Annotated in this window: 25 protein-coding genes; 10 read left to right on the plus strand and 15 right to left on the minus strand. The window is 63.9% G+C overall.

The window, feature by feature from the left end:
* Window positions 1-5: 5 nt before the first annotated feature.
* Window positions 6-2351, minus strand: a complete 2346-nt coding sequence (locus ABGX75_RS07285; protein ID WP_287124566.1) for an EAL domain-containing protein — start codon at window positions 2349-2351, stop codon at window positions 6-8.
* Between the two features lie 587 nt (window positions 2352-2938).
* Here ABGX75_RS07285 and ABGX75_RS07290 point away from each other — a divergent pair.
* Both ABGX75_RS07290 and ABGX75_RS07295 read left to right on the plus strand, forming a co-directional pair.
* Window positions 2939-3346, plus strand: coding sequence for a transcriptional regulator (locus ABGX75_RS07290; RefSeq protein WP_276319123.1), 408 nt, complete (start codon window positions 2939-2941; stop codon window positions 3344-3346).
* Window positions 3347-3715: 369 nt separating this feature from the next.
* Window positions 3716-5179, plus strand: coding sequence for a catalase (locus tag ABGX75_RS07295; protein ID WP_128690073.1), 1464 nt, complete (start codon window positions 3716-3718; stop codon window positions 5177-5179).
* A gap of 135 nt (window positions 5180-5314) precedes the next feature.
* Here ABGX75_RS07295 and ABGX75_RS07300 read toward each other — a convergent pair whose 3' ends face one another.
* Window positions 5315-6361: an aldo/keto reductase gene (locus tag ABGX75_RS07300; protein WP_287124567.1), complete on the minus strand. Its 1047-nt coding sequence runs from the start codon at window positions 6359-6361 to the stop codon at window positions 5315-5317.
* A gap of 277 nt (window positions 6362-6638) precedes the next feature.
* Here ABGX75_RS07300 and ABGX75_RS07305 point away from each other — a divergent pair, with 277 nt between their 5' ends.
* The gene (locus ABGX75_RS07305; protein WP_287124568.1) at window positions 6639-7433 is read left to right on the plus strand and encodes an RsiV family protein; all 795 of its coding nucleotides are present in this window, start codon (window positions 6639-6641) and stop codon (window positions 7431-7433) included.
* Window positions 7434-7487: 54 nt separating this feature from the next.
* Here ABGX75_RS07305 and ABGX75_RS07310 read toward each other — a convergent pair whose 3' ends face one another.
* The 5 genes from ABGX75_RS07310 to ABGX75_RS07330 form a co-directional block, all read right to left on the minus strand.
* Complete coding sequence (locus ABGX75_RS07310; protein ID WP_287124569.1) at window positions 7488-7676, minus strand: DUF3008 family protein; 189 nt, start codon at window positions 7674-7676, stop codon at window positions 7488-7490.
* Between the two features lie 119 nt (window positions 7677-7795).
* Entirely contained in the window at window positions 7796-8791 is a 996-nt protein-coding gene (yejK, locus tag ABGX75_RS07315; RefSeq protein ID WP_287124570.1) for a nucleoid-associated protein YejK, read from the minus strand.
* 78 nt (window positions 8792-8869) lie between these two features.
* The gene (locus ABGX75_RS07320; protein ID WP_287124571.1) at window positions 8870-9631 is read right to left on the minus strand and encodes an ABC transporter permease; all 762 of its coding nucleotides are present in this window, start codon (window positions 9629-9631) and stop codon (window positions 8870-8872) included.
* Window positions 9628-10629 (minus strand): ABC transporter ATP-binding protein, encoded by a 1002-nt coding sequence (locus tag ABGX75_RS07325; protein ID WP_218781782.1) that lies wholly within the window; start codon window positions 10627-10629, stop codon window positions 9628-9630. The genes ABGX75_RS07320 and ABGX75_RS07325 overlap by 4 nt, the downstream gene beginning before the upstream one ends.
* Before the next feature lie 91 nt (window positions 10630-10720).
* A complete protein-coding gene (locus tag ABGX75_RS07330) occupies window positions 10721-11443 on the minus strand; it encodes a YebC/PmpR family DNA-binding transcriptional regulator (RefSeq protein WP_011506113.1) in 723 nt (240 codons plus the stop codon).
* Between the two features lie 209 nt (window positions 11444-11652).
* On the opposite strand from ABGX75_RS07330, the gene ABGX75_RS07335 reads away from it, so the two are divergent.
* From ABGX75_RS07335 to ABGX75_RS07345, 3 genes are read left to right on the plus strand one after another with little or no spacing between them, the layout of a single operon-like run.
* Window positions 11653-12258 (plus strand): LemA family protein, encoded by a 606-nt coding sequence (locus ABGX75_RS07335; RefSeq protein WP_287124572.1) that lies wholly within the window; start codon window positions 11653-11655, stop codon window positions 12256-12258.
* Complete coding sequence (locus ABGX75_RS07340) at window positions 12255-13037, plus strand: TPM domain-containing protein (protein WP_287124573.1); 783 nt, start codon at window positions 12255-12257, stop codon at window positions 13035-13037. The genes ABGX75_RS07335 and ABGX75_RS07340 overlap by 4 nt, the downstream gene beginning before the upstream one ends.
* A 23-nt stretch (window positions 13038-13060) precedes the next feature.
* Complete coding sequence (locus tag ABGX75_RS07345; RefSeq protein WP_011506116.1) at window positions 13061-13678, plus strand: TPM domain-containing protein; 618 nt, start codon at window positions 13061-13063, stop codon at window positions 13676-13678.
* A gap of 22 nt (window positions 13679-13700) precedes the next feature.
* Here ABGX75_RS07345 and ABGX75_RS07350 read toward each other — a convergent pair whose 3' ends face one another.
* On the minus strand, window positions 13701-14222 hold the full coding sequence (locus ABGX75_RS07350) for a cupin domain-containing protein (protein ID WP_011506117.1): 522 nt from the start codon (window positions 14220-14222) through the stop codon (window positions 13701-13703).
* A gap of 216 nt (window positions 14223-14438) precedes the next feature.
* Between ABGX75_RS07350 and ABGX75_RS07355 the strand changes: the two genes are divergently transcribed.
* Both ABGX75_RS07355 and ABGX75_RS07360 read left to right on the plus strand, forming a co-directional pair.
* A complete protein-coding gene (locus ABGX75_RS07355; RefSeq protein WP_287124574.1) occupies window positions 14439-15446 on the plus strand; it encodes an NAD(P)-dependent alcohol dehydrogenase in 1008 nt (335 codons plus the stop codon).
* 8 nt (window positions 15447-15454) lie between these two features.
* Window positions 15455-15925, plus strand: coding sequence for a DUF4385 domain-containing protein (locus tag ABGX75_RS07360; RefSeq protein ID WP_011506119.1), 471 nt, complete (start codon window positions 15455-15457; stop codon window positions 15923-15925).
* Between the two features lie 21 nt (window positions 15926-15946).
* On the opposite strand, the gene ABGX75_RS07365 is transcribed toward ABGX75_RS07360, so the two are convergent.
* The 4 genes from ABGX75_RS07365 to ABGX75_RS07380 all read right to left on the minus strand — a co-directional run bounded on the left by ABGX75_RS07365 (window position 15947) and on the right by ABGX75_RS07380 (window position 21969).
* A complete protein-coding gene (locus ABGX75_RS07365; protein ID WP_011506120.1) occupies window positions 15947-17305 on the minus strand; it encodes a DEAD/DEAH box helicase in 1359 nt (452 codons plus the stop codon).
* 127 nt (window positions 17306-17432) lie between these two features.
* Entirely contained in the window at window positions 17433-18344 is a 912-nt protein-coding gene (locus tag ABGX75_RS07370; protein WP_035414713.1) for a LysR substrate-binding domain-containing protein, read from the minus strand.
* Between the two features lie 53 nt (window positions 18345-18397).
* Window positions 18398-20422, minus strand: coding sequence for a CocE/NonD family hydrolase (locus ABGX75_RS07375; protein WP_287124575.1), 2025 nt, complete (start codon window positions 20420-20422; stop codon window positions 18398-18400).
* The gene (locus ABGX75_RS07380; protein ID WP_011506123.1) at window positions 20419-21969 is read right to left on the minus strand and encodes a BCCT family transporter; all 1551 of its coding nucleotides are present in this window, start codon (window positions 21967-21969) and stop codon (window positions 20419-20421) included. The genes ABGX75_RS07375 and ABGX75_RS07380 overlap by 4 nt, the downstream gene beginning before the upstream one ends.
* A gap of 194 nt (window positions 21970-22163) precedes the next feature.
* Between ABGX75_RS07380 and ABGX75_RS07385 the strand changes: the two genes are divergently transcribed.
* Window positions 22164-22370: a DUF3820 family protein gene (locus ABGX75_RS07385; RefSeq protein WP_287124576.1), complete on the plus strand. Its 207-nt coding sequence runs from the start codon at window positions 22164-22166 to the stop codon at window positions 22368-22370.
* Window positions 22371-22373: 3 nt separating this feature from the next.
* Here ABGX75_RS07385 and ABGX75_RS07390 read toward each other — a convergent pair whose 3' ends face one another.
* The gene (locus tag ABGX75_RS07390) at window positions 22374-22856 is read right to left on the minus strand and encodes a DMT family transporter (RefSeq protein WP_011506125.1); all 483 of its coding nucleotides are present in this window, start codon (window positions 22854-22856) and stop codon (window positions 22374-22376) included.
* A 10-nt stretch (window positions 22857-22866) separates the two neighbouring features.
* Window positions 22867-23295: a DMT family transporter gene (locus ABGX75_RS07395; RefSeq protein ID WP_035414718.1), complete on the minus strand. Its 429-nt coding sequence runs from the start codon at window positions 23293-23295 to the stop codon at window positions 22867-22869.
* A gap of 84 nt (window positions 23296-23379) precedes the next feature.
* On the opposite strand from ABGX75_RS07395, the gene ABGX75_RS07400 reads away from it, so the two are divergent.
* Window positions 23380-24309: a LysR family transcriptional regulator gene (locus ABGX75_RS07400; protein WP_287124577.1), complete on the plus strand. Its 930-nt coding sequence runs from the start codon at window positions 23380-23382 to the stop codon at window positions 24307-24309.
* A gap of 154 nt (window positions 24310-24463) precedes the next feature.
* Here ABGX75_RS07400 and ABGX75_RS07405 read toward each other — a convergent pair whose 3' ends face one another.
* Window positions 24464-26059, minus strand: a complete 1596-nt coding sequence (locus ABGX75_RS07405; protein WP_011506128.1) for a SulP family inorganic anion transporter — start codon at window positions 26057-26059, stop codon at window positions 24464-24466.
* Window positions 26060-26124: the final 65 nt, after the last annotated feature.

A 26124-nucleotide genomic window follows, 5' to 3' on the forward strand; every position in this document is an offset into this window, starting at 1 on the left:
GTCGGTCACGGGCGGGCGTAATGTGACGCCCAGTCCAGCGCGTCGTCCAGCGGCAGGGCCGGGCTGTAAAGGAAGCCCTGGCCCATGTCGCATCCCATGGCCACGAGCTTTTTCTCGGTGGCGTGATGTTCGACGCCCTCGGCGATCACCCGGCGGTCGAAGCTTTTTGCCAGCGCGATGATGGCCTGAACGATCATCTGGTCCTCGGGGTCGTTCAGCATGCCGAGAATGAACGAACGGTCGATCTTGATTTCGTTGGTGGAAAACTTGCGCAAATAGCTCAGCGAGGCATAACCGGTCCCGAAATCGTCGAGCGACAGCTGCACGCCCAATTGCTGGCATGCCTTGATGTTCGAGGTGGCCAGCCCCGCATCATCGAACGCCGTACTTTCGAGAATTTCCAGCGTCAGGCGCTTGCGAAACGCCATGTCGTAACGACTCAGGGTGTTGTTCAAGTGATCGAGGAATTCGTCGTTGAGGAAGTGCGACGGACTGAGATTGATGCTGACGGTGTAAGGCAGGTCGCGTTTCTGAAAGGCCTCCAGTGTCGAGACCGCCTGGCTGATCACGCGTTTGCCGACCTCGATATCGATGTTGGTATGTTCGATATAGGGCAGGAAACGCCCCGGGGAAATCAGCTCTCCCGATGGATGATGCCATCGTATCAAGCCTTCGAAGCCTGAGACGCGGCCTGTCTTGTAATCGATTTTTGGCTGGTAATAAAGGGCTAGCTGATCGTCGTCGAGCGCGTGCTGTATTTGCGCGCCAATGGCAAAACGCTCCTGCTGCGAATGATGACTTTCCAGATCGAAGAAATGGTAGCAGTTCTTTCCCGACTCCTTGGCCGTATACATGGCCTGATCGGCGTGCCGCAACAAGAGATCGCTATCCGAATCATCGTGCGGGTAGCGTGTAATGCCCATGCTGGCGGACAACTCGAGGGGATGACCGTGAATGTGCATGGGGCGTCGCAACTGGTCGAGAATATGCCGATAGACCCTGGGATGCTCGACATCGCGCAGGATGGCGACGAATTCGTCGCCGCCAAGTCGGGCGACCACGTCGTGATGCCGAACGGCGCCCCTGAGGCGATCCGCGACGCACTTGAGGACGTTGTCACCGACGGCATGCCCCTGGCTGTCATTGATGCTCTTGAAGCCGTCCAGATCGAGAAAGCACACTGAAATCGACCCACGCCGCTGTCGGACCGCCGCGAGTTCTTCCTGGAAAAGGTCGTTCAGCAGGCGTCGATTGGGCAAGCCCGTGAGGCTGTCGATATTGATTGCCTCGTGCAGCAAGCGTTTCTTTTCCTGATTGGCGGCATCGAGGCGCTCGCGTTCGATCAACGTCACCACGGTCTGCAGGAAGGGGGACAGGAGCGTGGCGAGCGCCTGGCTGTACCCGCCACGGCGGTTGGCCAGTCCGATGAGTCCCACCACGGCGCCCCCTGTTTGCAGCGGGATCCCCAGATAAGTCCGGATGGCGTCGTGGCCCTCGGGAAAGGCCGGATGGTCCGAGATGGCGGGGGTGAGCTCGCGAATCGTGACATGTCGGCAGCGATAGGGGGCGCCGATCAGCACGTCTTCCTCGTCGAGTGGCAGACAATCCTCGTCAGTCTCGGAGGAAAGGTGATGTGATGTCTGATGATGCGCCATGCTCAACGAACGGGTGAGACGCAGGTAGGGGGCGTCGTCCGCCGGCGCATGCACCTCGCCGACGAACCCCATTTCACTGCTCGTCAAACGCAGCAGTTCCGACAACAGGGTCTCGTACGCAGAAGACTTTCGATCGCCGTTCAGGAAAATGTTCTGGACGCGTTGAATGGCTTGGGTCATTTTTTGGGTGTAGGCGTCGCAGGGCGTTGCAATGCTGGCGTAGGTGCTCTCCAGTGACTCTTCGAGCATTGCCGCGAGGTTGCACAGGATGCTGAAATCCATATGTGACGCATCGCGTGGGGTGGAGTCGATCAAGCACAGCGTTCCGATCTTGAAGCCCGACGGATCGCGTACAGGAACGCCCGCATAGAAACGAATATGCGGGGTGTCGGTGACGAGGGGGTTCTTGAAAAAGAGGGGATCGTTGGCGGCATCCTCCACCACGAAGACACTGTTTTGCTGGATCGTATAATCGCAAAAAGCATGTCGCCGGGGGATGGCATCCAGGGCCAGGTTCTGTTTCGACTTGAACCATTGTCGTTTGGCATCGATCAGTGTGAATAACGTGGTATCGACTTGGTAATGTTGTTTGGCGATGCGTGTTACTCGATCGAAACGTTCTTCCGGCGGTGTATCGAGAAGTCCTGTTTCCCGTAGTGCATGGAGTCGACGCTGCTCATGTTGTTTCGGCGTCACAATGCCATCCCCCGAGGTCTATAATGTAAAACCGCTGCGTCAATTCAGTGAAAGTTCATGCGAGGAGCCTAGCCGATGTGGCGTGTCCCTGTATCATGGAACTCCATGCACGCTGCCGTTCCCGAGGATGCAGCGGAGAGGTCACGGCCATCACCCGAATATAGCACCACGGATCGTATATAAATGGGCATGGAACGTCAGCGACCGCCTCGCGTGAGTGCCGGCGATGCTGCAGCGCTTTCGTCACGAGTGCCTACCACTCGTGAGTGCCTGCAATGGGCACGTTACGCACTCGAACGGCATCTGGCATTGCCCGTGCCGTCACCGCCTGGAAGGTCTGGAAGCGCCGTTCTCGGCGTGCTGGCCATCCCCAAGATATCCCGCTGCTTGCATGTTGCTCGATACTGAACACGTGCTCGTCTCCGTCCTGCGTTCGGTGAAGGCTGTGCGAGGTATCAGAACGCATGAAGGCAGGCTCATGAGCCATCCACTTCAGCGCACTGAATGGATAATTCAATATTAAAGTGAATAACGATTCAACGCGAATTGAATCATTGATTCAAATTCAGCGTATGAATGAAAAAACCATGTTCGCCGATCGCCTTAAAAAGGCGCTTCTCGCCGCCGGCTATGAGCCTCGACCCTCGGTACTTGAACGCGAGTTCAACCTCCGTTACTGGGGGAAGCCGATTACATTTCAAGCGGTGCGGCGTTGGCTGCGTGGTGACTCCATTCCGGCCCAGGACAAGCTTCAGGTACTGGCTGCCTGGTTGCGCATCGAGCCACACGTACTGCGCTACGGCGACGAGAACGAACGTGCAGGCCATGTGCCTCCCGGCAGCGTGGATGTGATACCGGCGGGCGGGGAGGAAGCCGAGGTGCTGAGAATTTACCGTAGTCTTTCCAGCGAGCAGCGACGAGTGCTGCGTCATGTCATTTTGACCTTCGCCAAGGCACATGTCGGCGAGAGCTCCTCGGGGTCGGGGCAGTCGTGATCCGCAGGGGAGATATCAATGCGTCGTCATGCAGGCATGAGGTAATGAAACTTCTCCATGGCGAAGATTGCAAAAAACTATCGTGGTTGGCGTTCTGATTGTTTCGCTTCGCCTGGAGGCCTCGTCATGCGGGGCCCGGCCGATGATCGGCGTCATTTCCCGTGTCGTCGGGATGGCGTGGATATCGAGCGCGGGAGGCAAGGGGGCCCAGGGGGGCAGGTAGACAGTGATGACGGTTGTTTCCTATACCTAACAGGGGAATTGGAGTTCCCTTCAGTCGATAGCACCATCGCGCCAGCGGTTCGTTTCCAAGGGAAGGACGTGGCGACATGCCGTGCCACATAGAAAACATGACGGGGAGAGACCATCGTGACGCAAGACAATCGCAAGCCGACGACGACAGATGCCGGGATTCCGGTCGCCAGCGACGAGCATTCGCTCTCGGTGGGCCCCGACGGGCCGCTCGTACTGCACGATCACTATCTCATCGAGCAGATGGCGAATTTCAACCGCGAACGGATTCCCGAGCGTCAGCCGCACGCCAAGGGCAGTGGCGCCTTCGGCCACTTCGAGGTGACCGAAGACGTGAGCCAGTACACCAAGGCCGCCGTTTTCCAGCCCGGTACCAAGACCGACGTGCTGATTCGCTTCTCCACGGTGGCCGGCGAGCGCGGGAGCCCCGATACATGGCGCGACCCGCGTGGGTTCTCGATCAAGTTCTACACCAGCGAAGGCAATTACGACATGGTGGGGAACAACACGCCGGTGTTCTTCATCCGGGATCCGATGAAGTTCCAGCACTTCATCCGCTCGCAGAAACGCCGTGCCGACAGCAACCTTCGCGATCATGACATGCAATGGGACTTCTGGACGCTGTCGCCGGAGTCCGCCCACCAGGTCACCTGGCTGATGGGAGACCGGGGGATTCCCAAGACCTGGCGCCACATGAACGGTTATTCCAGCCATACGTACATGTGGGCCAATGCCCAGGGCGAGAAGTTCTGGGTCAAGTACCACTTCAAGACAGACCAGGGCATCGAGTGCCTGACTCAGGAAGAAGCCGACCGGCTGGCCGGGGAGGACAGTGACTACCATACCCGTGACCTGTATGAAGCCATCGAGCGTGGCGACTATCCGAGCTGGACGCTCTACATGCAGATCATGCCGTTCGCGGATGCGGATACCTATCGCATCAATCCGTTCGACCTGACCAAGGTCTGGCCGCACGACGACTATCCCATGATCAAGGTCGGCAAGCTGCAGTTGAACCGCAATCCGACCGACAATCATGCCGAGATCGAGCAGGCGGCCTTCGAGCCCAACAACCTCGTGCCCGGCATCGGCATCAGCCCGGACAAGATGCTCATCGGCCGCGTGTTCTCCTACGCCGATGCGCACCGCGCGCGTCTCGGGGTCAACTACAAGCAGATCCCGGTCAATGCGCCGCAGGCTCCCGTGCACAGTTACAGCAAGGACGGAGCGATGCGCATCAACAAGGTGTCGGACCCGGTATATGCCCCCAACTCCAAGGGCGGTCCGGCGGCGGATGGCGAACGTTATCCCACCGATTCCACCTGGGAAGCCAACGGGCAGATGGTGCGTGCGCCCTATGCCTTGCGCAAGGACGACGATGACTACAGCCAGGCCAATGCCTTGATCAACAAGGTCATGGACGATGCCGCTCGGGATCGCCTGGTCAACAACGTGGTCGGCCATGTCTCGGGCGGGGTCAAGGAACCGGTGCTGTCGCGCGTGTTCGAGTACTGGAAGAACATCGACGCCGAGATCGGTCGCCGCATCGAAGAAGGAGTGAAAGCGAACAAGGCCGGATAACGACGTATCGCGCCTGATTCGCTGGACTGACCGCACGGCCCGCTTCCCTTGAGGAGCGGGCCGTGTTTTGTCGGGCGTGCCGGGGTGGGGCTTCCCTCGCATCGTCAGGCATGTGACGAGGCAGGGCGGCGGCCTTCAGCGCTTGGCATCGGTCAGTTGCTGGCGACGGTAAGCGCCCTGGCGTTCGAACATCCAGCCAGGGTACTCGGCGGGCAAGGCGCTTACCGCGTCGAGTTCGGCGAGATCCTCGGCGCTCAATGCAACGTGCGTGGCAGCGATATTGTCGTCGAGCTGATCGAGGCGCTTGGCGCCCACGATCACGCTCGTCACCGCCGGCTGGTGCAGCAGCCAGGCCAGCGCGATCTGCGCCACGGAGACATCGTGCCGGGTGGCGATGCGGCGCATGACATCGACGCAGTCGAAGGCGCGGGTCTTGTCGACCGGCGGGAAATCGAAGGTGAGTCGGCGACTGCCGGTTTCGCCCTGTTGGTCGCGCGTGTACTTGCCGCTGAGCAGCCCGCCCGCGAGTGGGCTCCAGACCATCAGCCCCAGGTTCTCGCTCTGGAGCATGGGGATCAGCTCGCGCTCGAGGTCGCGCCCGGCAAGCGTGTAATACGCCTGCAGCGACTCGAAGCGTGCCAGGCCAAGGCGTTCGGCGATGCCGAGTGCCTTCATGATCTGCCAGGCGGCCCAGTTGGACACCCCGACGTAACGTACGTGGCCGTGTTGCACGAGCGTATCGAGCGCGCGGACCGCCTCCTCGATGGGCGTGGCGGGATCGAAGCCGTGAATCTGGTAGACGTCGAGGTGATCGAGCTGCAGGCGCTTCAAGCTGGCCTTGATGCCCTCCATGATGTGGTAGCGCGTCATGCCACGCTCGTTCACGCCGCCGCGCCCGGTTTCGCCGAACACCTTGGACGCGACGACGATCTCCTCGCGTGGCACGTTCAGGTTCTTGAGCGCCTGCCCGGTGATAATTTCGGACTGGCCCTCGGAATACACATCGGCGGTATCGATGAAGTTGATGCCGGCATCCAGCGCACGGCCGATCAAGCGCTCGGCATCGCCTTGCTGCAAGTCGCCGATCTGGCTCCAGAGTTCGCCCTGGCCACCGAACGTCATGGTGCCGAGGCACAGTTCGGAGACGAACAAACCGGTATTGCCGAATGGTTGATAACGCATGGGGGACTCCCTCCTGCAACAGCATGGACGAATTCGGGCATCGGCGTGCCTGGCGCCGACCATCCGTCAGTATGGACGTCATGACGAGGGGCGTGATGCACGATCCTGTCGAGTTCATGCCCGATACTGTGCCATCACGGGAAGTCGCTCCTGACGGCGAGGCGTATGGTCGGACATTGCGAAACGCCGGCATCGTCTATAGTGGAGCGTGCGCGATGCGGTGGTATCGCCTCTTGCATTCCAGCCGGCCAGACCGGTGCATCAGGGAGGAAACAGCGTGACAGTGGAAGCCTGCAAGTTGAACGCGCGCCGCGTGGCGTGCGGTGGCGTGATGTGGAGCACCCTGGCGGTGCTGGGCGGCTGCCAGGCATTATCGTCGGGGACGGAAGGGCTTGAGCACGAGCGTGTCGAGGCCAGCTTCGTCGAACGCGATTGCCCGGCCGGGCGTTGCGCGACCGTCGAGGTCCAGTCGCTGCGTTTTCCCGACGCGCCGCGCCTGAGCGAGCGGCTGCGTGACGAGCTGCTGACCATGGGCACGGGCATTACCGATGGCGAAAGCGAGATGCTGGCGCCGTCTTGGGAGGCGTATGCGCAGACGTTCTTCGACGAGGCCAGGGCGGCGCGCGAGCAGGTTCCCGAATTGCCGGGCTATCAGGCGCTCTTCGAGGCGGAGATCTACGACCGGCATGCCGATCTCATGACCCTCAAGCTCGACAGCTACGTGTTCACCGGCGGCGCGCATGGCATGCCGCTGACGGAATTCATGGTCATCGACGAACGCGAGCGACGGGTGGTGACGCTCGATGACATGCTGATCGACGGGCAGATGCCGGCCTATCGCGACGCCCTGACCCAAGCGCACCGGCGCTGGCTGGATGAGCAGCAGGCGGACGCCGACTTCGCCGAGACCTGGCCGCTGAGCATGAACCGCAACGTCGCACCGCTGGCGGGGGAATGGCGCGTGCGCTACAACGCTTACGACATTGCGCCTTATGCCTACGGTCAGCCGGAGCTTCGCATTCCCGTGGAGGCCCTGGAAGGAGTCGTCAAACCTCGTTATCTGGAGCGCTGACGGGAGGCAGGGGCCACGCTATCGGTCGCCCGACGAGGCGACCGATAGCGGCGGTCACGATCGAGAATCGTGCTCGGGTTTCCCTTTCTGGCTGGTCGAGGCCATGGCCTCGAGTTCCTCCTCGCTCATCGAGTCGTACATCGACTTCGCGGCACCGTCCAGTTCGCTGGCTTTCTGCTCGCCACGCCGGGCGGCAAGCGCGGCACCGGCGGCCATCTGCTGGGCCTGGGATTTGGCAGGCATGGCGTTACCTCTTCCTTGGTGACTTCCCGGGGAAGATAGTCGGCGTGACGGGGCCCGCCAAGCTTGCGACGGTGACAATATGTGTTGGCCCCCGCAGGGCAGGGGCCCGGTATCGTACCTCACTCCCGGCGCTGCTTGAGCTGTTCCTTCAGGGAGCCCGGTACCTGCTTGATGATCAGGCGGTCGCGTTCGGCATCGAATTCGATGCTGTTGCCCAGCAGGTGGGAATCGAAACTGATCGAGACGCCACTGGCGCGTCCCGTGAAGCGCCGAAACTGATTGAGCGTGCGCTTGTCGGGCGGGATTTCCTCGGAAAGGCCGTAATCCTGTTGGCGGATGTAGTCGTAGAATGCCTTGGGCTGCTGTTCGTCGACGAGTTCGGACAGTTCGTCGAGGGTGACCGGCTCGCCGCGCTTGGCCTGCGTACTGGCATAGTCGATCACGGCATCGGTTTTCTCGCGGCTGGCGTCGTCGGGCAGGTCTTCGTGCTCGACGTAATCGCTGAACGCCTTGAGCAGCGCACGCGTCTCGCCGCTGGCATCCACGCCTTCCTCGACGCCGAGCAGCTCGCGCAATCCCTCGGCGAATTTCTTGCCGCCGCGATCCTTGATCAGGGAGACGTATTGGCGCGAGGTGCCCCCCTGCCATTGGGCGAGATCGATGCGTGCGGCGAGCATCAACTGGCCGAGATTGAGCTGGGGCGTCTCGACCACCTCGAGGGCGCCATCGATGGCGAAGCCCTGGCGGTGATGAAGCAGTGCCACGCTCACGTACTGCCGCTCGCCATGCTGGTAATGGACGAACAGCAGGTGACCGCCCACCGACAGGTGAGCGTCGACCAAGTCGCGGATGCGTTCGGCCATCCGCGTGCTCCAGGTGATGAAGTCGGCGGTCTCGGCGAGATACTCGCTGAGGCCGGCCGCGAACGCGCTGCTGCCGGTATCGCCGAAGTGGCCCCAGGCCTTGGGCTTGGCATGGAAGCTGTCGTTGACGCCCGCCAGCAGGGCCTCGAGCTCGGGGGTGCTGGCCAGTGCCCGCTCGGCGCAGGTCAAGGTGGCGGGCGTCTCGGCATCGGGCTTGTCGAGTCGATGGATGATGCTGGTCAGAATCGGCATGGCGGCATCTTGATGAAAACGAAAACGGGCATGGTAACGCGCGGCGCCGATGATCTCTAAGGCGAGGTGCCGTGCGGCTCAGGGCTTGATGTTGTAGCCGGTTTTGAAGATCCAGGCGACCAGCGCCAGGCTCAAGGAAAGAAACACCAGAATCATCAACAGGCTGGCACCGAGGCTGACATCGCTGATGCCGTAGAAGCTCCAGCGGAAGCCGCTGACCAGATAGACCACCGGATTGAGGAGCGTCACCGTCTGCCAGGCAGGCGGCAGCATGTCGATGGAGTAGAAGCTGCCGCCGAGGAAAGTCAGCGGGGTGATGATCAACAGCGGCACCAGCTGCAGCTTCTCGAAGCCCTCGGCCCAGATGCCGATGATGAAGCCAAGCAGGCTGAAGGTGAGCGCGGTGAGAACCAGGAACAGCAGCATCCACGCCGGATGATCGATGCGCAGGGGCACGAAGAAACTGGCGGTGATGAGGATGATGGCTCCCAGAATGAGCGACTTGGTCGCCGCCGCGCCCACGTACCCCAGGACGATCTCGACGTACGAGACCGGCGCCGAGAGCACCTCGTAAATGGTGCCGGTGAACTTGGGGAAGAAGATGCCGAACGAGGCGTTGGAGACGCTCTGGGTGAGCAGCATCAGCATGATCAGTCCGGGCACGATGAAGGCACCGTAGCTGACTCCCTCGACCTCCTGGATGCGTGAGCCGATGGCGGCGCCGAAGACCACGAAATACAACGAGGTGGAGATCACCGGCGAGACCAGGCTCTGCAGCAGCGTGCGCCACGCACGTGCCATCTCGAAATGGTAGATGGTGCCGACCGCGCGGAAATTCATGCGTCCTTCCTCACCAGGTTGACGAAGATTTCCTCCAGCGAGCTTTGCTCGGTATGGAGGTCCGTGAAGCGAATGCCCGCCGCCTGGATATCGTTGAGCAGGGCGTTGATCCCGTCGCGGTGCCTGTGCTCGTCGGAGGCGGCATAGGTGTAGACCAGTACCCGGCCGTCATCGGCAAGGGTCAGCGGATACTCGCTCAACGCGTCGGGAATCGCGGCGAGCGGCGTCTGCAGGTGCAGCGTGAGGCGCTTGCGGCCCAGCTGGCGCATCAAGGCGGCCTTCTCTTCGACCAGGACGATGTCGCCGTCGTTGATGACGCCGATGCGATCGGCCATTTCCTCGGCTTCCTCGATGTAGTGCGTGGTCAGGATGACGGTGACGCCGCTGGCGCGCAGATCGCGTACCACGTTCCACATGTCGCGACGCAAGGCGACGTCGACCCCGGCGGTGGGCTCGTCGAGAAACAGGATCTGCGGTTCGTGGGCCAGCGCCTTGGCGATCAGCACGCGGCGTTTCATGCCGCCCGAGAGGGTGATCATCTTGCTGCGCCGCTTGTCCCACAGGGACAACGATCTGAGCACCCGCTCGATGTGCGCGGGATCGGAACGCTTGCCGAACAGGCCGCGGCTGAAACTGACCGTGTTCCAGACCGTGGCGAAGGCATCGCTGGTCAATTCCTGCGGTACCAGGCCGATCTGCCGGCGTGCTGCCCGGTAGTCGTCGACGATGTCGTGGCCGTCGACCAGCACCCGGCCGGCACTGGCATTGACCAGGCCGCAGATGATGCTGATCAGCGTGGTCTTGCCGGCGCCGTTGGGGCCCAGCAGGGCGAAGATCTCGCCGCGCCGGATCTCCAGATCGACGCCCTTGAGCGCTTCGAATCCCGAGGCGTAGCGTTTGCTCAACCCCTGCACGGCGATGACCGAATCGGTGGCTTCCGACACGTCGGCGGTGGCGGCCTCGTCGAGGGTGGCGTTGGCGGTGATGTCGTGATTCATGCGATACCGGGCTCCCGTCGAGAGTCGCCGAGGCGTATCGGCACGCTGCACGCGTGGGGGCGAGCGCGCGCCGATGGGCGGCCAGATCGAATCAGCCCTGTAACTCGGCGTTGTGGTAGATGTTCTGCACGTCGTCGAGGTCGTTGAGGGTGACGAGCAGCTTGTCGAACATGGCCACGTCGTCACCGGCGACCGGCGTCATGGTCTGGGCCAGGAACTGGATCTCGTCGACCTCGAAGTCGAGTTCGCCGAAGGCATCGGCGAGCGCCTGCTTGGTCTTGGCATACTCGGTATGCGGGGCGAACACGGTGATGCGGCCCGCTTCGTTCTCGATGTCGGTGACATCGACATCGGCCTCCATCAGCGCCTCGAGAACCGCTTCTTCATCGCTGCCGGCAAACGCCAGGATCGCGCAGTGGTCGAACATGTGGCTGACGCTGCCCGGGGTGCCGAGCTTGCTCTTGGCCTTGTTGAAGCAGGCGCGCACGTCGCCGAAGGTGCGATTGGGGTTGTCGGTCAGGCACTCGACGATGACCATGCAACTGCCCGGCCCGAAGCCTTCGTAGCGTGCCAGCTCGTAGTCCTCGCCGCCGACGCCGCTGGCCTTGTCGAGCGCCTTGTCGATCACGTGGGACGGTACCTGGTCCTTCTTGGCGCGGTCGATCAGCCCACGCAGGGCGAGATTGCCCGCGGGGTCCACGCCACCGGATTTGGCGCAGACGTAAATCTCGCGTCCGTACTTGCTGTACACCTTGGTCTTGGCGTCGGCCGTCTTGGCCATGGATTCCTTGCGGTTCTGGAAAGCCCTACCCATGTCATGCCCTTTCAAGTGGTTCGCAACGTCCAGAATTCTACGCAACATCGGCGTATGAGGCAGGTTTAATTTTGCGGCGCCTGGCGCGCGCGTGAAATAGGGTCCCGGCGCAGACGAGGCTATGCTTAATGCGTGCCCACCTGTAAGTTGGGGGGCTCCGTCCTCGCACTCACCACCGGAAAATGCGTATGTTGCCGCGACCCATGCCTATGCCGCTCACTTCCCGCGCCGTCGTTCAGGTCACGCTGTGGCTGTGCCTCGCCCTGATGCTGACGGGCTGCGGTATCAACAACATTCCCACGCTGGACGAGAAAGTGAAGTCCGCCTGGGCGCAAGTCGAGAACCAGTACCAGCGGCGTGCCGATCTGGTGCCCAACCTGGTGGAGACGGTCAAGGGATTCGCCGCCCAGGAGCAGGAAACGCTGACGGCCGTGATCGAGGCCCGCTCCAAGGCGACATCGATCAACATCGATGCCGACTCGCTGGACGATCCCGAAAAGCTGCAGCAGTTCCAGCAGGCGCAGGGGCAGTTGACCGGCGCGCTGAGCCGTCTGATGGCGGTGTCCGAGCGCTATCCGGAGTTGAAGTCCAACCAGAACTTCCTGGCACTGCAGTCGCAGCTGGAAGGCACGGAGAATCGCATCGCCGTGGCGCGTCGTGACTTCATTCAGGCCGTCGAGGCGTACAACACCGAGATTCGTACCTTCCCCGGGCGGCTCTGGCATGGCCTTTTGTACAGCGACATGCCGATTCGCGAAACCTTCGAAGCCACGGCCGAGAACGCCGATCAGGCGCCTGAGGTGGAGTTCCAATGAGGCAATGTATCCGTCTGACGTGCTGGCTGCTGCTGTGGGCATGCGCCTTGGGTGCGCAGGCCCAGGAAATCGAGTTTCCCGAGCTGACCGGCCGGGTGGTCGATCAGGCCGATCTGCTGGATGCCGCCGACCAACGCGAGGTGAGCGAGATGCTCGCCGCGCACGAGGAGGAAACCGGCGAGCAGGTGGTCGTGGTCACGCTGCCCGATCTGCAGGGCGCGCCGATCGAGGAATACGGTTACCAGCTGGGCCGTCACTGGGGCATCGGCCAGGAGGGCGAGGACAACGGCGCTCTGCTGATCGTGTCGATGGAGGAGCGGGCCATCCGCATCGAGGTCGGCTATGGTCTCGAGGGCCGGCTGACCGATGCGCAATCGTCGGCGATCATCAACCAGGAAATCGCCCCCGCCTTCCGCGAGGGCGATTACGCCACGGGCATCGCCCAGGGTGCCGCGGCGATCGTCCGCGTGCTGGGCGGCGATCCCATGGCCGAGGCGCCGGCTGCCGGATCGGCTTCCGGGCAAGATAAGTCGCGCGATGTGGGCGGCGCCTCCGTGGCGTTCTTCGTCATGCTCATGATCGTCATGGCCATCGTGCGCGGCATCGGTGGTGGTGGACGCGGTGGGCGTCGTCGCGGACGCGGTGGTCTGCTCGGCGGTGTCCTGCTCGGCGGCGCCATGGGCGGCGGTTTCGGAGGCGGCGGTGGCGGCCTCGGAGGCGGCGGCTTCGGCGGCGGCGGTGGCGGTTTCGGCGGGGGCGGCGCCTCCGGTGGCTGGTAGATCAACGCAAGGTAGACAGCACCATGGCATTATTGAGCGAAAGCGAGCAGCAGCAGGTGCGCGATGCGATTACGCGCATCGAGCGTGATACCGACGCCGAGTTGGTCACCGTGCTGGCACCGCAGGCCGACGATTACACCTATATTCCGCTGCTCTGGGCGGGCATTTTGGCGCTGCTGATTCCCGGGGCGATCAATTACTTTCCGCAATGGCTGGGCGCTGCCGAGCTGCTGATCGTGCAGTGGGCGTGCTTCGCGGTGCTGGCGGTGGTGTTTCGGCTGCCGGCGGTGACGACGCGCCTGATTCCGCGCCGCGTGCGTTTCTGGCGTGCCGCCAACCTGGCGAGACGTCAGTTCCTCGAGCAGAACCTGCACCATACCCAGGACGGCACGGGGATGCTGATCTTCGTCTCCGAGGCCGAGCGCTACGTGGAGATCCTCGTCGATCGCGGCATCTCCAGTCGCCTGGGAGACGATACCTGGCAGGGGATCGTGTCGTCCTTCACCGAGCAGGTGAAACGAGGCCAGACGCTGCAGGGCTTTCTTGCCTGCATCGAGGCATGCGGCGAGCATCTCACGCGGCACGTGCCGGCCACGCACGAGCGGAACGAGCTGCCCAACCGCCTGATCGTGCTGGAATGACGATCGTCCCGTACGGCACGCCTCATGGCGTGTCGTCGCCGGTTTCCCCCTCCCAGTAATCCAGCGTGTCGCTGCGCCGTACATAAGCGGTGAGTCGCCGCCGGTCGGCATCGCCGCCCGGGGCGCTACCGCTGAAGACGCCCAGCTTGCCGGAGTCCGGATACTCGACGACGTCCGGCTCGCGCATGGAACTCACCGCCAGGTAACGCAACGGCACGGGACTGTCGGTCGCCGCGATCAACTGGTGGGCGTTCTCCTCCCCTCCCGCCGGGCAGACGACGACGTCACCGCTGGTGACGGGATAGCGGTCCTCGCCCCAGCGCAGTTCGCCCGAGCCGGCGAGAATCACGAAGAGTTCATCGTTGGCGTGATGGGCGTGGTGAGGCCAGGCGCGTTTACCGGGCGGTACCTCGATGAGACGGGCGCCCAGGTGCGTCGCCCCGGCCGTGGCCGCGAAGGCGGCCTGCGCGGCCTCGAAATGGGGGCCATGGGTGTAGCGATCGAGCACGAGCTGATCGAGGGGGATGACAGGGGAGCGGGGCATGGAGGCGTCCTGATGAGCGATAAGCCACTATGCCGCGCCACGCGAGCATCGGCAATCCCGCCCGTGGAGGCAGCGGCGGGGGGCGCGAGGAGGTCGGTATCGGCGTGGCTGCCCTTGCCTCGCGACCAATCGTCACCATCATGAAGGAAGGACATTCACGATGTCGCGCCATGGCGTGGCCTCGTGGTAACGCTGGATGACCGTAAGGAGAGTGCAATGAACGTCGTGACGTTACGTCGCCCCGGTGGGCTGGACAAGCTCGAGCTCCATGAAGGCGAGGCGCCGGGCGAGCCGGGGCCCGGCGAGGTGCGTGTCCGCGTGCATGCCAGTTCGCTCAATTACCATGATTACGGCGTCGTTGTCGGGGCCATGCCCACCGAGGACGGTCGCATCCCCATGTCGGACGGTGCCGGTGTCGTCGACGCCGTGGGCGAGGGCGTCGAGGACTTCACCGTGGGGGATCGCGTGGTATCGACGTTCTTCCCCGAGTGGCTCGAAGGGCCGGCACGGATCGGCGACTTCACCACCACGCCCGGTGACGGTGTCGATGGCTATGCCCGCGAGCAGGTCGTGCGTCCCGCGACCTGGTTCACCCACGCGCCGCGCGATTACGATCATGCCGAGGCGGCCACGTTGACCACCGCCGGCTTGACCGCCTGGCGAGCGCTGGTGGTGGACGGCAAGCTCAAGGCCGGCGATACCGTGCTGGTGCTGGGGACCGGCGGCGTGTCGATCTTCGCGCTGCAGTTCGCCAAGCTGATGGGCGCCACGGTGATCGCGACCTCGTCCTCGGACGAGAAGATCGCACGGCTCAAGGAGTTGGGTGCCGATCACACGCTCAACTACAAGACCGAGCCGGAGTGGGGCAAGCGCGTCAAGGCACTCACCGATGGCCGGGGCGTGGACCACGTCATCGAGGTCGGAGGGCCGGCCACGCTGCCGCAGTCCATCGAGGCCGTGCGCATCGGCGGTCACATCTCGTTGATCGGCGTGCTCACCGGACGCGGCGGCGAAATTCCTACCGCCAAGCTGATGGCCAAGCAGGCGCGCCTGCAGGGCTTGATCGTGGGCAGCCGGCGCGACCAGATCGAGATGATCCGCGCCATCGACGCCAGCGGCATGCGGCCGGTCATCGACCGCCGGTTCGCCCTCGACGAGATCGCCGACGCGTTTCGTCACCAGGAGGCGGGGCGTCACTTCGGCAAGATCTGCCTGGAGTACTGAGCGGCAGGATGGCTTACACCGACGCGAACGGCGACGTGATCGACCATCGTCGCCATCCGGAGTGCTATCGCATCGGACGCGGGGAGCAGGGCGTGCTCAACGTCGAGCCCTACAAGAGCGAGCTGTTGCCGCACTGGCGTTTCAAGACGCCTGACGTGGCGCAGGCGTCCGCCGATGCCCTGCTGGAGAAGTTCGCGGCGTACCGTGCGGATGACGACTTCGTGGGCATGGACATGGCGCGCAAGTTCCTGCAGATGGGCTATACCCGTGCGCGTCGCTATGCCAACCATCGCTCGGGGCGCAAATACGCCTCGCGCGATCGCTCCAGCCTGCGTGAAATCGAACCCGATGCCGAGAAGGCCGAGGCGGCGGCCATCTTCCACGCCGCCTGGACGCAAGTGAGGGAGGATGCCGCCTATCAGGCGGCCAAGGCGCGCCATCAACGTCGTTACCGGCGCCGCACGCGCGCCGCCACGTGAAGGCGACGCATGGGCAAACGATCAGGCGCCCTGGGTGCCGTTGCCTCGCCCCCGGCCGCCGCGACGCCGGCGTGGACGATTCTCGCCGCCGTTGCGCTCGCGCGCGGCGGGGTTGTCGTTGCCGCCTTGCTTGCCCGAACCGCTCTTGCGTGCGTCGCCGCCTCGGCGCTGACCGCCTCCCGAGGGCTTGTCGCTGCGCTGGCCGCCGCCACCGCGGGGGCTGGTGCCCTTGCCGCTGACGAGGGCTTCGCTGGGCTCGAAGCCGGCGATGGTCTGGCGTTCCAGCGTCTGGCGGATCAAGCGCTCGATGCCCGCGAGTTCCTTGCCTTCCTCCGCACAGACCAGCGAAATGGCATGGCCGCTGGCGCCGGCGCGTCCGGTCCGCCCGATACGGTGCACGTAGTCTTCCGCGACGTTGGGCAGCTCGAAATTGACCACCTGCGGTAGCTGGTTGATATCCAGGCCCCGCGCGGCGATGTCGGTGGCGACCAGGACACGAATCTCGCCGCTCTTGAAGCCATCGAGCGCCTTGGTGCGCGCGTTCTGACTCTTGTTGCCGTGAATCGCCGCCGCCTCGATGCCGGCCTCTTCGAGATGACGGCTCAAGCGGTTGGCGCCGTGCTTGGTCCGCATGAAGACCAGCACCTGTTGCCACTGATGTTCATGGATCAAGTGCGTCAGCAGTGCCGGCTTGCGGGCCTTGTCCACCGGGTGAATCCACTGGGTGACCGTCTCGGCGGTGGTGTTGCGCGGCGTGACCGAAATTTCCACCGGGTCGTTGACCAGGCCCTTGGCGAGTTGGCGAATCTCCTGGGAAAAGGTCGCCGAGAACAGCAGGTTCTGACGCTTGCTGGGCAGGGTCTTGAGGATCCGACGGATATCGTGAATGAAGCCCATGTCGAGCATGCGGTCGGCTTCGTCGAGCACCAGCACGTCCAGGGCATCGAAGTTCACGGCTTTCTGGCCGTGGAGATCCAGCAAACGGCCCGGTGTCGCCACCAGGATATCCACACCGCCGCGCAGCTTGGCGATCTGTGGATTGATCTTCACACCGCCGAAGACCACGGCGCTACGCAGCGGCAGGTGCTTGCCGTACGCTTCGATGTTGGCGCCGATCTGGGCGGCGAGCTCGCGGGTCGGCGTGAGAATCAGGGCGCGGACCTGCTTGCCGGGCGCGCGCGTGCCGGCGGCCAGGCGCTCGAGAATCGGCAGCGTGAAACCGGCGGTCTTGCCGGTGCCGGTCTGCGCGGCGGCCATGACGTCGCGTCCTTCGAGGACGGCCGGAATCGCCTTGGCCTGGATCGGCGAGGGTGTCTCGTAGCCTTGCTCGGCCACGGCATCCAGAATTGGAGCGGAAAGCCCCAGGGAGGTAAAGCTCATGAAATCGTCTCGGTGGCTGCGAAGTGGGCCAGAATAGGCGGGCAGCGGGCGTGCAGCTTACCGGATATGGGCCGAACGTGCCACTTTGGCCGTATGGACACGGGCGTGTGGCGCGCGAGCGTTGGTGTCACGCGGGGCCGAGCACCCAGGCGCGAAACGCGCGCATGGGCTCGGTCAGATGGCGGTGCTGGGGGGTAAGCAGCGACAGTCGTCCCCGGCTGGGTAGCGTATGCGGTAGTGCCTGCACCAGGTTGTGCTGTGCCAGGTCCGCGGCGAGCAGCCGCGTCCAGCCCAGGGTCACGCCTTGGCCGGCCAGGGTCGCGTTCATGAGCAACTGGAAACTGTTGGCGCGCAGGCTGTGCTCCGGCGTGCGCCAGGCCAGGTTCTGGGCCTGATACCAGCCTTCCCAGGTCAGCCAGTCATGATAGTGATCCTCCACCACCATCAGGGTGTGGCGCGCCAGCAGATCGTCGGCATCGCGAATGTCGCCATGTCGGGCCAGGTAGGCCGGGCTGCATACCGCGGCGACCTCCTCGTGGGAGAAGATCGCCTCGGCATCGAGGCCGGGGGGATCGACCTCGTGCGGGACGTGATAGTAGATGCCGAGGTCGAACTCGGCGAGGTCCAGGCGGTGAGGGTCCTCGACCGTCAGGATGCGGATCTCGATATGTGGATGCGCACGCTGGAAGTCGGGAAGCTGCCGCGCCAGCCAGATCGAGGCGATGGTGGGGCTGGAGGCCAGGGTGAGCTGACGATCGTCACCGCGCCGCCGCAGGCGCGCCGTTTCGTCGCGCAGGTCGCGCAACAGGCGCTGCACCACGCCGAAGTAGCGTTCGCCGGCGGGAGTCAGGCGTAGTCCCTCGTAATGACGCTCGAACAGCGGCCGGCCCAGGTCGTCCTCGAGCCGCTTGATCTGGCGGCTGACGGCGCTCTGGGTCAGGTGCAGTTCGCTGCCGGCCTGCGTGAAACTGGCATGCCGAGCGGCCGCCTCGAAGGCACGCAAGCACGCCAGCGGTGGTAACGCATCACGGGAAGACATAGACGTATCCGGGGCCATGAAACGACCCCGGAGCATAACATGCACGCTGCCGGTCAGATGGCCGTGCGTGGAATCTCGCGCTGCCACGATTTCTCGCTGACCAGCGTCTCGCCCTCGTGGGCGATCTGCTCGGCGCTGAGGTAGAAGGTGTCTTCGTCGCAGTGCAGGTGGTAGCGACTGGTCACCTCGACGGCGAACTGGCCGTCGCCTTCCTGGCGACCGGCGCGATAGACCCACTCGATATCGGCGCGGGTGCGCGTGGCATCATTCGGGTGACTGGTATAGACCTCCCTGGCCTTCTGTTCGACGCGCAGGCCGTGGTCGGTGAAGCGCACGTCGCCCATGTCGTCCTCGACGGTGACGGTCACCTCGCCGCTGCCGACATCTTCGCTGATGGTGCGCTTGGGCTGGCCGGCACGCAGCGTTTCCACGCGGCAGGGCGGTGCGCTCTCCGGTGGCGCGAACGGCATCGGCAAGTGGTCTGCCTTGCAGACGGGCAGCTCCAGCGTCGGTGTCCCGGCCTGAAGCGTGAGATCCGCACGCTTTTTCGGCGACCACACCAGCGGAAAGCTGGCGCTGGAAAGGGCCACGCGAAGGCGGTGTCCCTGGGGCAGGCGATAGCCGATCAGGTCCAGCGGCAGGCGTACGTTCATCGGCTCGCCGGGGACCGGCGGCGTGAGCGTGCCCGGATCGTCGCGCAGGCCGAGATTGAGCGTGCCGTAGGTGATCAGCGCGCTCTCGCCGTTCGGCGCCACGTCGCACAGGCGCACATGGAACTGGCCGCAGGCTTCGGCACTGGCGAGCGTCACCGCCACCGTGGGCTGGCCGAGAATGTCGAGCCCCGCGAGATAGGGGGCGGAATCGAAGGTCAGCGACAGGCCATCGTCACGGCGCTGGTCCGGCGGAAAGTCGGCGCCGAACCACAGCGGAATGTATTCGCCCTGCAGTGCGCCGGCGGTCAACGGCGAGGCGATCTGCCGGTCGTTGCTCAAGCGGCCTTGGGCCGCCAATCCCTGGTCGCCGAGCACCAGTGACTGCGTCTCGACCTCGTCACTGGGCGCGGGCCAGCCGTGGGTGCGCACCCACCGCCCCGGGCGTTCGAGGTACTTCGGCGCGGGCGGTACGCCATCCTGCAGATAGAAGGTGCACGAGGGCTCATCCATGATGCCGGTGTCGGTATCCTTGAGCCAATGATCCCACCAGCGCAGCGCCTCCTGCAGAAAGCCGATGGCCGGGTCGGGGATCGCGAAATGCGGATACTTGTGCATCCAGGGCCCGATCAGCGCCTTCTTGGGGCACGACAGGTGCTCCATCATTCGCGGAATGGCGTCGATGTAGGAATCGGCCCAGCCGCTGACCATATAGACAGCCGCTTCGATATCCGCGTAGTTCTCGCAGATCGAACCGTGTTTCCAGTAGTCGTCGCGATGCTGGTGCTCGAGCCAGGTTTCCGCCAGCAGCGGCATGTTGTCGAGGCGATGTTTCCACATCTCGCGCCATCGATCGCCGACCAGCGCCGGGTCGGGCACGGCGGCGGAGAAACTGAGCATGGTCGCCGCCCAGCCGAGATTCTCGAGCAGCATGTTGCCGCCCTTGTAATGGATGTCGTCGGCGTAGCGGTCGTCGGTGGAGCACAGCGTGATGATCGCCTTGAGCGGCTCGGGGCGCAGCGCGGCGAGTTGCAGGCTGTTGAAGCCGCCCCAGGAGATGCCCATCATGCCGAGCTTGCCGTCGCACCAGGGCTGGGCGGCAATCCAGTCGATCACCTCCAGCGCATCACGCTGTTCCTGAGGGGCGTACTCGTCCTCCATCAGCCCGTCGGACTCGCCGTTGCCACGCATGTCGACGCGCACGCAGGCGTAGCCGTGGCCGGCGAACCAGGGGTGGGTCAGCTCGTCGCGCACCGCCGTGCCGTCGCGCTTGCGGTAGGGCAGGTACTCGAGGATCGCCGGTACCGGCGTTGACTCGGCATCCTCGGGCAACCAGATGCGGGCCGCCAGGCGTGTGCCGTCGGCGAGCACGATCCATTGGTTCTCTATTTCCCGCACGCGGTGGGGGAAGTCATGCTTGATGTTCATGCGTCGTCCTTGGAGGCGTGAGAAGAGAGCGCGGGAGCCGCGAGGCGTTCGGGATGTTTCAGCCAGCGCCATAGCGAGCCGGAGGCCAGCAGGACGATCAACAGCGCCGGCAGGCCACCGAGGTTGGACAGCATCTTGACGCCGTCGATGCCCACGAAACTGACCATGACCCAGGACACGATGCCCACGATGACACCCCACAGGACCTTCATCGACACGCCCGTGTTGAGGTCCGAGTCGGCGGTCAGGCCGCGTATGCACAGGTTGCCGATGGCATCGGTCTGCGAGTCCGCTGCCGTGACGTAGGAGATGTAGGCGATGAAGAGCAGCAGGGGGATCCAGAGGCCGGCGAAGGGCAGCTGGCGGAACAGCTCGTAAAGCACGTTTTCCACGCCGCGGTCGTTGAGGATGGCGTGCAGGTCGACACCGGTGTGCGCCTGGTAATAGAGCGCCGCGCCGGAAAAGATGATGACCCAGACACTGGCGAAGAGCGCCGGATACAGCAGGTTGACGCGCAGGAACTCGCGTACCGTGTAGCCGCGCGAGATCTTGCCCAGGAACAGTGCCGCCATGGGTGCCCAGGCGAACCAGACCGCCCAGTAGAAGATCGACCACCAATGCGGCCACTGATCGTCGCCGGCGGCCCCGGTGAACAGGCTCCTGGTAAAGAAGTCATCGAGATAGACGCCGAAGGATTCCACGCCCAGGGACAGCATGAAGCTCGTCGGCCCCACCACGAAGATGAATACCCCCAGGATCAACAGGAGCACGGCATTCAGCGACGACAGGCGCGCGATGCCCTTCTGGATGCCGCTGGCCGCCGAGATGACGAAGGTCACCACGATCAGGGCGATGACCACGCCCAGGCGCAGGGGGCTGGTCTCGCCGCCCAGGTACTGGCCCGCGCCGCCGGCCAGCGTCAGGGCGCCGGTACCCAGCGACGAGGCCATGCCGGCCACCAGGGCGTAGAGCGAGACGGCGTCGATCAGACCGCCGAAGCGTTTCACCTTGGGGCCGAAGAGTGGCTCCAGCATGCTCGAGATCGAGAAGCGCAGGCGAAGATTGTAGAAGGCCAGCGCGAAGATCAGCGCCGGCACGGCATAGATGGCGTAGGGCGTGAACGACCAGTGCAGGAACATGGTCGACATCGCGAACAGCATGGCATCGCTGGAGCCGGCCTCCAGGCCCAGCGATTCGGGCGGCGCCATGAAGTGATACAGCGGCTCGGCGGTGGTCCAGAACAGCACCCCGACGGCCAGCGTGGTGCACAGCGTGATCGAGAACCAGCGCAGGCGGGAGAGCAGCGGCGTGGCGTCGCGTCCACCGATACGCACATGACCGAGCGGCGAGAAATAGACGATGACGGCCATCACCAGCAGGTACAGGCTACCCAGGCTGAAGAGCCACGAAAAATGCGTGAGAATGGCATCGTTGAGGGCACTGGCGGTAGCCAGGAAGGCGTCGAGGTCGACGTAACTGGCGATCACCGCGGCCAGCAGCACGAGAAAGGTCGGCCAGAATACCAAGGGCCGTAGCGACGTTTGCATCACCCAGTCTCCGTTTGTCGTTATCGTGTGGCGTCATGCGCCGATAGCATGGCATGCCACTTTACCGACACACCGGCCACCACGTTCAAACGCTGCCTGGTAATGGGGGTATGCACACGACGCATGGCACCACCCGAGTCGGCGGTCCCCCGGGTATCGCCGAAGGCACACGACGCAACGCGAGGCGCTCCGCCATGGATCCCGAGGATCTACACAAGCTCACCACCCGCATCATGCCGTTCGGCAAGTACGCAGGTCGCCCGATTGCCGATCTCCCCGGCCCCTATCTGGCCTGGTTCGCCCGGGAGGGCTTTCCGCAGGGGGAAATCGGGCGGCTGCTCGCCTTGATGCATGAAATCGACCACAACGGCCTCAACGCGCTGCTCGAACCGCTGCGCTGACGCTCATCCCGCGGTGGCAGTTCTGGCCTGCTGGCCCCGTCGCCGCGTATTGCTCAGGTAAATCAGCACCAGGGCGCCGGCGAGCAGGGCCAGGGCGGTATAGCGCGAGGCGTCCAGCGGCATGCGGGCGTTGCCCAGCCAGCCGAAGTTGTCGATCAACACGCTCATCAGCAATTGACCGGAGATCGTCGCGACCGTGGCGGCGGCGGTGCCGACGCGGGGCACGGCGAAGACGATGACGAGCATGTAGACCACGCCGAACAGGGCGCCGATCAACTGCCATTTGGGAACCGTGAACAAGGTCTCGCTGTGCGCGGGCTCGAAGAAGAACATCAACAGAAAGGTGACCAAGGCACCCGAGGCAAAGGTCAGCCAGGCGCTTTCCAGCACGCCGACATTGGCGCCGAGACGGCCGTTGATCGACGATTGCGCGGCGAGAGCCGCGCCGCCGACGAGAAGCACGAGAAAGATGAACGGCAGTAGCATGGGAGTCTCCTTACTGCATGAGCCCGAGGGCGGCGATGATCAATAGCAGGGCGAGAAGCCGGTAGCCGTCGACGGCGCGACGTTCGCTGCCCAGCAGCCCGAAGTGGTCGATGACCAGGCTGGCGGCGACCTGGCCGCTGAGAATGCCGATCATGGTCGTGCCCACGCCCACGAAGGGCGTGGCGATGGTGAGCACGACGACGTAGACCGGGCCGAGAATGCCGCCGGTCAATAGCCAGCGGGGTTGCTGGAACAACTGCCCCAGCCGGGGCCGGGCGAAGATCAAGGCCAGGGTCAGCAACAACCCGCCGACGAGAAAGATCGACAGGGTCGCCGAGAAGTGGCCGATGTCCTCGCCCAGGGGACCGAGCAGACCGGCCTCCATGGACAGGCCCATGCCGGCCAGCAGTACGGCCAGCAAGATGACGATGGTTTTCATGAGGAACCTCCGTAAAAGGAAGGCGACGATAGCGCCTTGCTCTTAGCGCTACAATGCGATGGTTTGGCATAGGTGAATTGCATTATGAGCAACTCGATCTCACTGGTGGCGCTGCGTTTGTTCGTACGCGTCGCGGCCACGGGAAGCTTTGCGGGGGCGGCGCGTCAGCAGGGGCTGCCGGCCTCGTCGGTGTCGCGCCATATCGCGGCGCTGGAAAAGGCGCTGGGTCAGCGGCTGCTCTATCGGCACACGCGTGCGGTGCGGCTGACGGAAGTGGGGGAGCGGTATTACCAGCAGGTGCGCGAGATTCTGGATACGCTGGATATCGCGACCGAGCAGGCGGCGGGCACGGCATCACAGCCCCAGGGGCTGTTGCGCATCAACGCGCCGGTGGCATTCGGCCGGCGGCATATCGCGCCACGCCTGGCGAGTTTCCAGGCCAGGTATCCGCGAATCGAGACGGAGCTGACGCTCAGCGATGCCTTCATCGACCCGGTGCAGGAAGGCGTCGATGTCGTGGTGCGGGTGGGGGCCCTGAACGATTCCAGCCTGGTGGCACGTCGACTGGCCGAGCAGCACTTCGTGGTGTGCGCCGCGCCGGATTATCTGGCGCAATGGGGAATACCTGCCACACCCGAGTCGCTGGTGGAACACAACTGCCTGATCTACAAGGGGACGCGAGGCGTCCAGCAATGGTATTTCCGGTCCGAGGGCGCTCGCCGGTATCAGGTGCGCGAAGTGCGCGGCAACTTGCGCAGCAACAACGCCGAGAGCCTGCTGGAAGCCGCCTTGCAGGGCCAGGGCATCGTGCTGTTCCCGACATGGCTGATCCACGCCGAGCTCGAGGCCGGGCGGCTGATACCCGTGCTGTCCGATTGGGAAGCGTCCGGCGAGCCTGCCCCGCAAGGCATTCATGCGATCTTTCCGGAAAACCGCTTGCGCTCTTCCAAGGTGGCGGCGTTCCTGGAGGACCTGCAAGCGACGATCGGCGAGCCGCCGTATTGGGATACTTGATGTCCGTGGTCTGCCTCGCAGGGAAGGCGGTATCTCTGGTCCGCAGACTTGCGCCACGCTGTCGGGCGTTCAGCCGGAGCCGCTGCCAGACAGTGTGGCGCTTTCGCGCTGGCCCTGAGCGATTATCGCGTCAAGGGCCCCGGTAGCGCGGTGATCAGGTCGGTTCGGCCTGACGTCCATCCCTGTGGGTACCTTGGGCCGATGCGGGCTCGGCCGCTCGACGCTCGTGGGTCTCTGTAAAAGTCGCCGTATGACGATCCAGGCCGCGCAGTTCCACTGTGATGCCGCGCTTGGGGGCTCCGTCGATGAAATGTGTGAGATCCTCGCTGATGTCTGGATCGATGAATTGAGTGGCCGAGGCGTCGATCACCAGATGACCGCCATCCGGTACCCGCGACAGGAAGTGGCGCAGCGATTGTCGATTGAGGAACGAGACCTCGCTGTTGAAACGCAGAAGCGCGGAATCGCCCTGCATAGTCATCGACATGGCTGAGCGATAGTGAGCCCGGATCAGGAAGTACAGTGCCACCACGATGCCCATCAGCACGCCGATCAATAGATCAGTAGCCAAGATCGCGACGATGGTCACGACGAATGGGATGAACCGTTGCCAACCCGCGCGATACTGCGTGGCAATCAGCGCCGGCTGGGTCAGTTTATAGCCGGTGAACAGTAAGATCGCGGCCAGTGCGGACAGCGGTATCGTCTCCAGCGCGAAGGCCAGGAACGCCACCGATACCAGCAGCAGTGAGCCGTGCACGAAGCTGGCCAGAGGGGTCCGGCCGCCGGCCTGGACGTTGGCCGAGCTACGTACGACCACCGCCGTCATCGGCAGGCCGCCGATCAGGCCACAGAGCGTATTGCCCATGCCTTGAGCACACAGCTCCCGATGCGTCGATGACTTGCGGCCCATCGGGTCCATTTCGTCGACGGCCTCGACGCTGAGCAGCGTCTCGAGGCTGGCGACCAGTGCAATGGTGATGGCCGACAGGTAGATGCCCGGCGCCAGCCAATAGCTCAGATCCGGGGATTCCAGCGAAGCCAGCAGCGCGACCGGTCCTTCCAGATCGGGCAGGTTGACGTACTGCTCGGGCGACAACGCGAAGCCGGCCCCCGACGCCTGCACGGCCAAGCTCATAAGTACACCGACGATTACCGCCAGCAGTGGCGGTGGTACGATCGCCAGCTTCGGGTAGCGCTTGGCCAGCGGTGTCTCGAAGAACGCCAGAATCGCCAGACAGACGAGCGTGATGGTCAGCGCCATCGGCGAGAAGCCATCGGCGAGCAGTCCTGGCGTGGTGATGCCGGCCTCGGTATCGGCCCCGTGACCAATGGCTAGCGGTACTTGGGTGCCGATCAGGATCAGGCCAATACCGGCTAGCATGCCCTTGATCACGCCCGAAGGCACGAAGGCGCCGATGATGCCCATGCGGGCAAAACCGAGGCCGAGCTGCATCAGGCCGGCGAGGACTGTCGCATAAAGTAGGCCGCCATAGCCGTATTGCTCAATTATACCGAGCACGATGGCTGTCAGGCCGGCGGCAGGCCCCGACACGGATAGTGGCGAGCCGCTGGCGAGGGCGACGATAAGCCCCCCGACCATGCCGGTGATCAGGCCCGCCAGCGGCGGTGCGCCAGAGGCAATGGCGATGCCTAGACACAGAGGTATGGCGACAAAGAACACGACCACGCCGGCGCGTATGTCGCGCCCCAGGTACCGGGTATCGAAAAACGAAGCGTTGCTAGACATGGAAAAGACTCGTTAGGGCGCCTGGCAGGACCAGGCGCCGGAACTTTGAACATTCGTTAGCGGGG

The sequence above is a fragment of the Chromohalobacter sp. genome, from assembly GCF_039830575.1.
Taxonomy (GTDB): domain Bacteria; phylum Pseudomonadota; class Gammaproteobacteria; order Pseudomonadales; family Halomonadaceae; genus Chromohalobacter; species Chromohalobacter israelensis.

What these genes read in the sequence shown, in the direction of transcription:
- ABGX75_RS07390 (WP_011506125.1), bottom strand. Translation starts at nt 22,856, where the DNA reads ATGCTACTGCCGTTCATCTTTCTCGTGCTTCTCGTCGGCGGCGCGGCT.
- ABGX75_RS07350 (WP_011506117.1), bottom strand. Translation starts at nt 14,222, where the DNA reads ATGCCCCGCTCCCCTGTCATCCCCCTCGATCAGCTCGTGCTCGATCGC.
- ABGX75_RS07370 (WP_035414713.1), bottom strand. Translation starts at nt 18,344, where the DNA reads ATGTCTTCCCGTGATGCGTTACCACCGCTGGCGTGCTTGCGTGCCTTC.
- ABGX75_RS07320 (WP_287124571.1), bottom strand. Translation starts at nt 9,631, where the DNA reads ATGAATTTCCGCGCGGTCGGCACCATCTACCATTTCGAGATGGCACGT.
- ABGX75_RS07345 (WP_011506116.1), top strand. Translation starts at nt 13,061, where the DNA reads ATGGCATTATTGAGCGAAAGCGAGCAGCAGCAGGTGCGCGATGCGATT.
- ABGX75_RS07335 (WP_287124572.1), top strand. Translation starts at nt 11,653, where the DNA reads ATGCCGCTCACTTCCCGCGCCGTCGTTCAGGTCACGCTGTGGCTGTGC.
- ABGX75_RS07385 (WP_287124576.1), top strand. Translation starts at nt 22,164, where the DNA reads ATGGATCCCGAGGATCTACACAAGCTCACCACCCGCATCATGCCGTTC.
- ABGX75_RS07325 (WP_218781782.1), bottom strand. Translation starts at nt 10,629, where the DNA reads ATGAATCACGACATCACCGCCAACGCCACCCTCGACGAGGCCGCCACC.
- ABGX75_RS07355 (WP_287124574.1), top strand. Translation starts at nt 14,439, where the DNA reads ATGAACGTCGTGACGTTACGTCGCCCCGGTGGGCTGGACAAGCTCGAG.
- ABGX75_RS07300 (WP_287124567.1), bottom strand. Translation starts at nt 6,361, where the DNA reads ATGCGTTATCAACCATTCGGCAATACCGGTTTGTTCGTCTCCGAACTG.
- ABGX75_RS07330 (WP_011506113.1), bottom strand. Translation starts at nt 11,443, where the DNA reads ATGGGTAGGGCTTTCCAGAACCGCAAGGAATCCATGGCCAAGACGGCC.
- ABGX75_RS07360 (WP_011506119.1), top strand. Translation starts at nt 15,455, where the DNA reads ATGGCTTACACCGACGCGAACGGCGACGTGATCGACCATCGTCGCCAT.
- ABGX75_RS07375 (WP_287124575.1), bottom strand. Translation starts at nt 20,422, where the DNA reads ATGAACATCAAGCATGACTTCCCCCACCGCGTGCGGGAAATAGAGAAC.
- ABGX75_RS07365 (WP_011506120.1), bottom strand. Translation starts at nt 17,305, where the DNA reads ATGAGCTTTACCTCCCTGGGGCTTTCCGCTCCAATTCTGGATGCCGTG.
- ABGX75_RS07400 (WP_287124577.1), top strand. Translation starts at nt 23,380, where the DNA reads ATGAGCAACTCGATCTCACTGGTGGCGCTGCGTTTGTTCGTACGCGTC.
- ABGX75_RS07380 (WP_011506123.1), bottom strand. Translation starts at nt 21,969, where the DNA reads ATGCAAACGTCGCTACGGCCCTTGGTATTCTGGCCGACCTTTCTCGTG.
- ABGX75_RS07290 (WP_276319123.1), top strand. Translation starts at nt 2,939, where the DNA reads ATGTTCGCCGATCGCCTTAAAAAGGCGCTTCTCGCCGCCGGCTATGAG.
- ABGX75_RS07340 (WP_287124573.1), top strand. Translation starts at nt 12,255, where the DNA reads ATGAGGCAATGTATCCGTCTGACGTGCTGGCTGCTGCTGTGGGCATGC.
- ABGX75_RS07395 (WP_035414718.1), bottom strand. Translation starts at nt 23,295, where the DNA reads ATGAAAACCATCGTCATCTTGCTGGCCGTACTGCTGGCCGGCATGGGC.
- yejK (WP_287124570.1), bottom strand. Translation starts at nt 8,791, where the DNA reads ATGCCGATTCTGACCAGCATCATCCATCGACTCGACAAGCCCGATGCC.
- ABGX75_RS07310 (WP_287124569.1), bottom strand. Translation starts at nt 7,676, where the DNA reads ATGCCTGCCAAATCCCAGGCCCAGCAGATGGCCGCCGGTGCCGCGCTT.
- ABGX75_RS07405 (WP_011506128.1), bottom strand. Translation starts at nt 26,059, where the DNA reads ATGTCTAGCAACGCTTCGTTTTTCGATACCCGGTACCTGGGGCGCGAC.